10 protein-coding genes and 1 pseudogene are annotated in these 7,922 nt (G+C 37.9%); 9 read left to right on the forward strand and 2 right to left on the reverse strand.

Translation table 11 applies throughout. The features are described 5' to 3' along the window. The 7 genes from ACIPUA_RS22195 to ACIPUA_RS22225 form a co-directional block, all read left to right on the forward strand. Positions 1-427 (forward strand): outer membrane protein (locus tag ACIPUA_RS22195; protein ID WP_449060150.1); only part of this gene is annotated, 427 nt, incomplete at its 5' end. A gap of 93 nt (positions 428-520) precedes the next feature. After that, entirely contained in the window at positions 521-841 is a 321-nt protein-coding gene (locus ACIPUA_RS22200; RefSeq protein WP_278977919.1) for a hypothetical protein, read from the forward strand. A gap of 97 nt (positions 842-938) precedes the next feature. Further along, entirely contained in the window at positions 939-1,151 is a 213-nt protein-coding gene (locus ACIPUA_RS22205) for a hypothetical protein (protein WP_243853449.1), read from the forward strand. 6 nt (positions 1,152-1,157) lie between these two features. Further along, positions 1,158-1,610, forward strand: coding sequence for a hypothetical protein (locus ACIPUA_RS22210; protein ID WP_294351065.1), 453 nt, complete (start codon positions 1,158-1,160; stop codon positions 1,608-1,610). Positions 1,611-1,687: 77 nt separating this feature from the next. Next, positions 1,688-3,106, forward strand: coding sequence for a hypothetical protein (locus tag ACIPUA_RS22215; protein ID WP_449060151.1), 1,419 nt, complete (start codon positions 1,688-1,690; stop codon positions 3,104-3,106). A gap of 562 nt (positions 3,107-3,668) precedes the next feature. Next, a complete protein-coding gene (locus tag ACIPUA_RS22220) occupies positions 3,669-4,397 on the forward strand; it encodes a hypothetical protein (RefSeq protein ID WP_164528587.1) in 729 nt (242 codons plus the stop codon). A gap of 12 nt (positions 4,398-4,409) precedes the next feature. After that, a complete protein-coding gene (locus ACIPUA_RS22225) occupies positions 4,410-4,730 on the forward strand; it encodes a hypothetical protein (protein ID WP_449060152.1) in 321 nt (106 codons plus the stop codon). A 44-nt stretch (positions 4,731-4,774) separates the two neighbouring features. On the opposite strand, the gene ACIPUA_RS22230 is transcribed toward ACIPUA_RS22225, so the two are convergent. Beyond that, positions 4,775-5,062 carry a hypothetical protein gene (locus tag ACIPUA_RS22230; protein ID WP_164528585.1) on the reverse strand — a complete coding sequence of 96 codons (288 nt, stop codon included), beginning with the start codon at positions 5,060-5,062 and terminating at the stop codon, positions 4,775-4,777. 653 nt (positions 5,063-5,715) lie between these two features. Further along, positions 5,716-6,288, reverse strand: a complete 573-nt coding sequence (locus ACIPUA_RS22235; protein ID WP_166267884.1) for a cytochrome b/b6 domain-containing protein — start codon at positions 6,286-6,288, stop codon at positions 5,716-5,718. Positions 6,289-6,443: 155 nt separating this feature from the next. On the opposite strand from ACIPUA_RS22235, the pseudogene ACIPUA_RS22240 reads away from it, so the two are divergent. Both ACIPUA_RS22240 and ACIPUA_RS22245 read left to right on the forward strand, forming a co-directional pair. Then, positions 6,444-6,722 (forward strand): annotated as a pseudogene (locus tag ACIPUA_RS22240) (tyrosine-type recombinase/integrase); the annotation flags it as partial. Positions 6,723-6,800: 78 nt separating this feature from the next. Next, entirely contained in the window at positions 6,801-7,835 is a 1,035-nt protein-coding gene (locus ACIPUA_RS22245) for an IS110 family transposase (protein WP_449060153.1), read from the forward strand. Positions 7,836-7,922 lie beyond the last annotated feature (87 nt).

Here is a 7,922-nt window from a genome sequence, read left to right on the forward strand (position 1 = left end):
AACCTACAACATCCGCGACCGTGTGCGTAATGGCGTACATCAAACTCGTGATATTAAAAACCAAATCAAACTCAATACGTTAATGGTCAATGGGTACTACGATATTAAAAATAGCTCAGATTTCACGCCGTATATCTCTGTCGGGCTAGGCTATGCGGCCGTGGATTTTAAAACCACCCGCGCTGATGCTTATACTCCAGGACTCTCTCTGCATGATACTCACACGCATACCGCCAATAACTTTGCCTGGAGTGTCGGTGCGGGGGTGAACTATGCCATCAATGACGATTGGGATATGGGTCTAAGTTATCGCTATTTAGATGCTGGAAAAGCCGACATCACGACAGCGGTAGGCGATGGGGAAAACACCTCAAAAATCAAAGTGAAGGCCAATGACATCATGCTTGGTTTGACTTACCGATTCTAATCTCTGGCATTCAGCCTTATAGATTACCCTCAACTTACCTAGCCAACATGTCTTTTTGATGTTGGCTATTTTACATCCTAAAAAGGTGGTTACATGAACTCATCTTGTTTTATTAAATACCTGCTGATTGCTTTTGTCATTAGCGCGATTGTCGTTGTTTATAATTGGATTTCGCCTACCGGTCATATCTACGGTATTTGGGCGGGGATTAAGTTTTTCGTTGTCATGGGATTAGGCACCGGAGTGGGCATGTTTATCGGTAATGCTATACGACTCGCAATTATGCCGGATTACATCACAACACGTGAAGGCGCAATAGGGCTAATACAAGCCAAGCTCTTTTGGGCCATCGGCCCTCAAGTCATTGGCTGGTTTGTGGGACTCATCCCTGTGTACTCTTTCTTTTATGGCTGAATAATCAATGAAAAATCGCAAACTATTTCACTTATCCCCACTCCTCTTAAGCTTCCTTTTGATAGCCAGCTGCTCAGAATCACCCAAAGATGTCTTTATGCATCAATGTGTTAACAACAGTAATGCCTTTAATAAACAAGAATGCGAGTGTGCTTTCACTATTCTGACTAAAAAAATCCCCGAAGATAAACTGGCCCAATTTATGGCGTCAAAAATCAATACGTCACAATCATTAACCGAAGAACAACGTCAATATCTCAGCTATTCAGCCAAAGCGCTTCAATATTGTTCTCAACATCGTAGAGGTTAAATAAAGATGAAAAAAATACTATTCACGTGTTTCCTCATGGCCTTTTCATTGTGTTCATTCGCCCTCCCCAATTATTGGTCTGCTACCTATGCACAAGGCTATATGGAGTACGGTATCAGTAACGACAAACATCTCAGTGTCATTATTGCCTGTAATGTTGCGGCCGATGACGAAGCCGATAATAGCGTTTATATTTATAACGGCGAAAACCTTATTGATACCCATAATATCGCCTTCGTCATTAACGATGAAGCGTATTACATTCCCGAGGAAACCAAAACACGTAGTGAAGGCAATATGTGGGACAGTTTCACGCGAGCCATCATGAAGGCTAACCAATTTGAGGTTTATGTTGATGATAAGCCGATTGGGCAATTTCAACCAAATGAAAAAAATAGGCTAAAAACCTTTACCGATTTTAATTGCGAGCCCTTGCATTATCGTGATGTTCCTCACTAATCCCTACCTCTCTATTTAAGTTTCCCCATCGGCTCAAACTTAATGAGCCGATCCAACATTTATCAGAAGGACATCGCATGAAGAATATCTGTGTATTTTTATTCCCTATTTCGTTCTTATTAACGGGTTGTGACAGCGCAATACAACACGTTAAAGATATGTCGCCCCAAGGTTTTAGTCAGTATACGTATCAACAACTTTTAGACCATCGTGATATTTGCCAATCTATTGCTTGGACAACAGAAAACACAGACCATCAACAAGTTATTTATACCTGTGAACTCAAGAAAGGTAAAAATTACTTCAATTACAGTGAAGAAGCAGAACAAGCGTTGTATAAAAAAATCTACGAGCAAGAGGCTCAATTTTTACAACATCAAGCAAAGTCAATGCGGGAGAATGTCAATGATAACCTTAATCAATTAAATGCCGACGTTAAGCAGTTAGAAAAGTTACAACAATATTCTGGTAATCTATTTGCCATTAAATCCCTATCCCTCATAGAGCAACAGGTCTTACAAGACGCTTTCTCTTCTTATTATCAACAGAATAAAAATAGACCAGAAATACAACGTATAGTCTCAACCCTCCCCAATCGCCATATTCCCCCCAATAGTACTATTCATAACCTAACGATAATCAATTTTGACCATTACCAACATTATCAAGAGCTTTATTTGTATTTTCACCACCCAGAAGTCAAAACACGTATTCAGGAAATGCTTGATATGGCTAAATCTAGAATGTCATCACATTGTATTTCGGCGGAATTGGATAAGCAAAAAGCTATTTATAAAGAAAAAGTGAGGAATGATACGGTGTTTATAGACGCCAAAAAAGCACAATATATTAAGAGAGAAAAAGAGGCCTGTGAACGCACCAGTGAGCGTTATATTCGATTTGATCCAAACTATTTAAAAACCTGTGAAAGTCGAATTAGCTTCCCTGAATACCAATATGTTGATAGTGAATCGGCAAACCGTTATCAACACGATATTGAAACACTGAGAGATAATGCAACAATGCACTGCGAAAAACCGATTATAGAAAAATGGCAAGCGTTTGATAGCACGTTAACGACCATGAGCGATGCGATGCTTAGTCTCAAAAATACAGAAGTCGAACGTGAAACCACGGCGCTCAAACAAAAAATGCAAAGATATCAGGAAAAACTCAATAACCTAGCACCAGAGAAACAAAATAAAGTGATCGACGCTCAAGCCAAATTAGCCGCTGAAAATGCCGTTAAAGATTACCTTCAGCAATATCCAGATAAAGGAGTAGAAAGAATTATCTGGGAATACAACAAAGGCACGAATAGCTACTTTTTAAAAGAAAAGCAATTGATTGAAAAAACAAAGGAAGGAAAAGTTATTAGTACACAACCTCTCGATATGAGTCAACTCATTGCGGGTTCATTGCGTAACATTGATAACGTGGATGACTACATGGCAATGGGCGATCCGTTCCGTCTTCCAGCTATCTCAGTTCAATAATAAAAAATGATAACGAGATAGCAAAGTTGCCTTCACTATCTCGTTATTCTGAAGAATAAAGCGCGTAAAATATTACATTGCATCCAAAACAGACCAAGCTCGTGGGAAGGAAACCAAAATAAAATGGCATACTGGATGGCATACCGCTAAAACCTAAAAAGCAAAAACGCCATGCTAATCAATAGCATGGCGTTTAATTCGGAGGAGAGAACAATACATATCATTCACTTCATTGATATTAAATGATTATTTTAATTCTAACTTTATAGATACCCCCAAATGTACCCCCTAATATTTTTGTCATGCCTGTTTTGAGGTGATTTTTAATCTCAATGTTAGCCCTACACTTTCCAGTAACATCATTGCATAAATATCATCAATAACTACTTCATTGCAGATAATGAAATACCATCCAGAAATAACCCTGCTTGTAATTTCCACACGACATCGTTAAATATAAAGCTAACCGATCACATGGATTTAATTGATCTAAATGACTTGACAGATCTAATTGATCTAATCATAATTAAATTATAATCACTATCACAGAAAGGTGCCGTAAATGAATTTTGCTCTCGTTACAGATAAACAAAGCATCATACAAAATATAAAAATGTTTGATTCAAATCTAACAAACAGGACTTTGAATGGATTAGAAGGTCAGTTGGGTCGCTTTAAGTGTTGGTACGCATGGTATGACGAATATAGTTCAACATGGCGATTTGCCCCATCCAAGGTAATTGGGTACCGTTCGATGTCAATTGACAATTATCTCAATCATCATGCTGAGCTTGATGGGAAAGTAACAGAGCTACAGCTCTCAAAATATAGAGATGTTATCACTGATTCTCAATTTCAATTATTAGAGAGTTTGTTATATGATAAAATAAGTCTATACCGAAAAAGACCTAGCGCAAATACAAAAATTTATATTATTAAGGATGACGAACCAATGAACAAAATAAAATATATTCCAGCTGATGTAAAAAACCTGAAATTTTATGAAGAGTATGACGGGATAACCGACAAAAAAATTTCCAATCCTATTATTTCCGATGGTAATTTAGAAATTAAATTCGATTTAACATACGATGGTAATAGTTATTCGTTAGTGTTAAAAAAAACAAATACTGATATCTATAAAGGGATTGCTATCCGTCTAGATAACAAGCTAGAAATTGATGTCTCTGCCTATGTCACCATAGATGATTATGGCATTGAAATTTATGGATTCAAATGGATTGAAGGTGGCAAGAACTATCCATTCCAAGTATCATTTGATGCAGAATAATGAGGATGCAAAATGCCCCATATTAGCATTCCCATTTCTGATGATGACAAACATAAACTATCAAAATTTAAAATAACTTCTGCTGAGTTATTACATTTAGCGATACAACAATATAATTCTGAAATTATTTACAACCCTGTCATTCAAAGTGAATTAAGCGATTATATTAGGCACAATATCAATGAAATGGCGCCTGAAGAAAAAGCAGAAATTTTTTACTCTCTTACAGGAAAGGACAGTACAAAGATAATTCAATTATTATTTAGAATTGGATACAATAAAGCTAGCTCGATTAAGCATAAATTGATAGATAAAAACCTCATAGATTATTAATCTACACCCCCTTGTTAATTAAAAGTAGATTGGCAACATATATGTTATTGCCAATCTATTCCTTTAACAATAAGTTGATAACCATTAAACCATTCATAGCGACCTGTAGCGGTTACTTTGTTTCCTTTCTGGCAGGTCATTAGTTCCAGCGCGTTAATATCGAATGCCACTATCTTTAATGGGTACGGGCTACGCTTGTCACTCTCAGCCTGAATAGTCATTGTGGCCATTACTTTACCTGTGGCTGTTTTGACTCGTTCAGGGGCTTTTATTACCATTCCTGATGTGGTGATCCTGATTGATTTTGCTTTTCTCATTTCTGGTTTATTCATCTTGATATCATCACAATATAAGCTAGTGGTTAAAATATAATGCTAGTGGAACTCTGGAAGATCGGATAATAATTCTAATTTCTAGGGGTGATCTAAACGTTAATTTATCCATGATGATACGGGATAATCCCGTATGTATCTATAAGCTATTGATTATGCTTAATTCCGTTAAATCGACGGAATCAAAATATAACTAATTGATAACGTTTAATTCTGTCACAAAACCAGATTAACGCTCATTGGTCATCGTTTCAGTGACCAATGGTAAGATTTGGTAACGCATTGTTTTTATTACTAACGGTCAATTTGATCGCCTGAAATCTTATAGTAACCTAGTGGTTAGTTTCCATTTGCTAAAGTGCGTTTTCACTGGAAACCATTGTGGAAACCTCACCGTAATCTCGCCGTTATCAGCTTAATCCTCCCCGTAACATCCCCGTCTAACCTTGCCGTTCAATCGCATTATACGAACCGTAATAGGACCGTTATTTTAGATTTGGTTATTCATATTCAGAGTAGATAAACTATTGATTTACTAGGTAACGCATATTTGCGTCACGGTAACTTATTAGCATCTACAGATTGCAACAAAATATCATTTAATGAATATGGGCGACTAATCACCCATATTGCCAATGAGGTATCAAGCAAACCTATTTATTTTTACTTTTTTTCCAAATTATAAAATGAATAATCCCTAAACCACCGTGACCATAAATATAAATCTCAATTAAAATTGTGAGTGATTTATGAATACTTCTAGCCTCTAAAGCAAGTGGAGACTGCTGTAACCATAGAAAAAACCATGCAATACCAGACAAAATAACAATTGATAAAGCACCTAACCCTAGCCCTTGAACTGTCGCGGCAAGCCCTTTAGGTGAGCTGTCTGGTAGCTTTTTAGCTAAAAGAGAGTTTATATCTTCTTTGATTTGCTTAAAATCCCCCCAGAGATAGGGATAAAAATATCTAAACCCTCTCTGGTGAAAACATAACACGACTAAAAAGAACGTTAAGAAAAAAAGCACAAAGCCCGAAACGATATGAATCCAAGTAAATAAATAAGTCTCTTCAAAAAACGGAATAACTACTGACTTAGTACCCGTCATCCAATTACTAACAATGATTTGCGATATCACTAAGAGTAGAATTAACATATGTAAAATTCTTATTCTTTTAGTCTGATAAAGACCAAAAAAATCCCAAATCGATTTAAATATGCCCACAATGCTTCACCTATTTTATAATTATTCACACGAACACAGTTTAATTGCTTATAACTCACTTAGTTATGGCTTTAAGCCCTAACTGTAGAATATTTTATATGAAATACAGTTCACATCTACAAGTTAATTACAATTATCACTTTAAGATTGTTGTATTTATAGGCCAATACCAATTAGTTTTTCCGGGGCGTTGCAATATCAATCAACCCATGAGTGAAGTCAGTATCAATATGGTATTAAAGCGAATTGGGTATGACGGTAAAGCGACAAGGCATGGCTTTCGTCACACGATGAGTACGATCTTGCATGAAAAAGGATTTAATAGCGCATGTATTGAAACTCAATTGGCGCACAGGGATAAAAACTCCATTCGAGGAACCTATAACCATGCGCAATATTTGGAAAGAAGACGTGAAATGATGCAGTGGTATTGAAGTGATGCGATGGACGTCCCTCTATGTAAGTTTTGCCATACTTATGTTGAGCGATTTTATTCACAGAGGTACTACATCATGAACGAAATTAAAGTTATCGGTATCGATCTGGCAAAATCTGTCTTTCAGGTTTGCGTCTGGATGAGTGATGGGAATATTGCATTTAACCGCAAGGTTTCTCGGGCTAAATTGCTGGATACTATTCGTCAATTCCCTCCTGGGTCGATGATTGCAATGGAGGCTTGTGCTACTTCCCACTACTGGGGGCGTACTTTTCAGTCAATCGGTTTTCAAGTCAGACTGATACCCACGCAACACGTAAAAGCATTAACACATCACCAGAAAAATGATGCCAACGATGCTCTCGCTATTTGTGAGACAGCTTTTCGCCCAGGTATTCATTTTGTCGCTATAAAAACTGTTGAACAACAAGATATTAAAGCCCTCAGAGCTGCTCGCCAGTTGATGGTGGAACAGCGCACTGCGCTGGCAAATCAGGCCCGGTCACTGGCTGCAGAACAAGGCGTTGAGATCCCTGTCGGGATTCATATTTTACAGCAACGACTGCCTGATATTATTGAAGATGCAGAACAGTTAATTTCCCTCGTGCTGCGCCAGTTGCTGTTATCGTTGTTAGAAAATATACATTCACTTAATGAACGTATTCTTTCTGTAGAGCACAGTCTTGCGGCGCTTTGTCAGCAACAACCCAAATACAAAGTACTGATGACAATACCAGGTATTGGTCCACTTATTGCCGCTGCATTTCTGAGTGAAGTTAACGCAGCGCAATTTACTAACGGACGACAATTGTCTGCTTGGTGTGGTCTGGTTCCCCGCCAACACAGCTCTGGAGGAAAAAATAGTCTTTCTGCGATGACCAAAAACGGCAATCGTGATCTCCGGACATTGATCATTCATGGTGCGCGGTCTGTTATGCACTGGGCTCATAAACGCGATGACGCACTGGGAATGTGGCTGAAACGGCTTATTGAACGAAGAGGAAAAATGAAAGCCACGGTTGCGCTGGCTAATAAGATGACACGCATTGTCTGGCGGTTACTGACAGAATCCACAAGTTTTAATATCGACAGGGCTTTTGCGATGAACTGACCGTAGTTGTATCCAGAGAAGAAGATTTATCCTGAGTTTGCAGGTACTGATGAGAAAACGGTAAACCGACCCTGTAATAGCCTGAAC

The sequence above is a fragment of the Providencia sp. AGC89 genome (assembly GCF_053543535.1).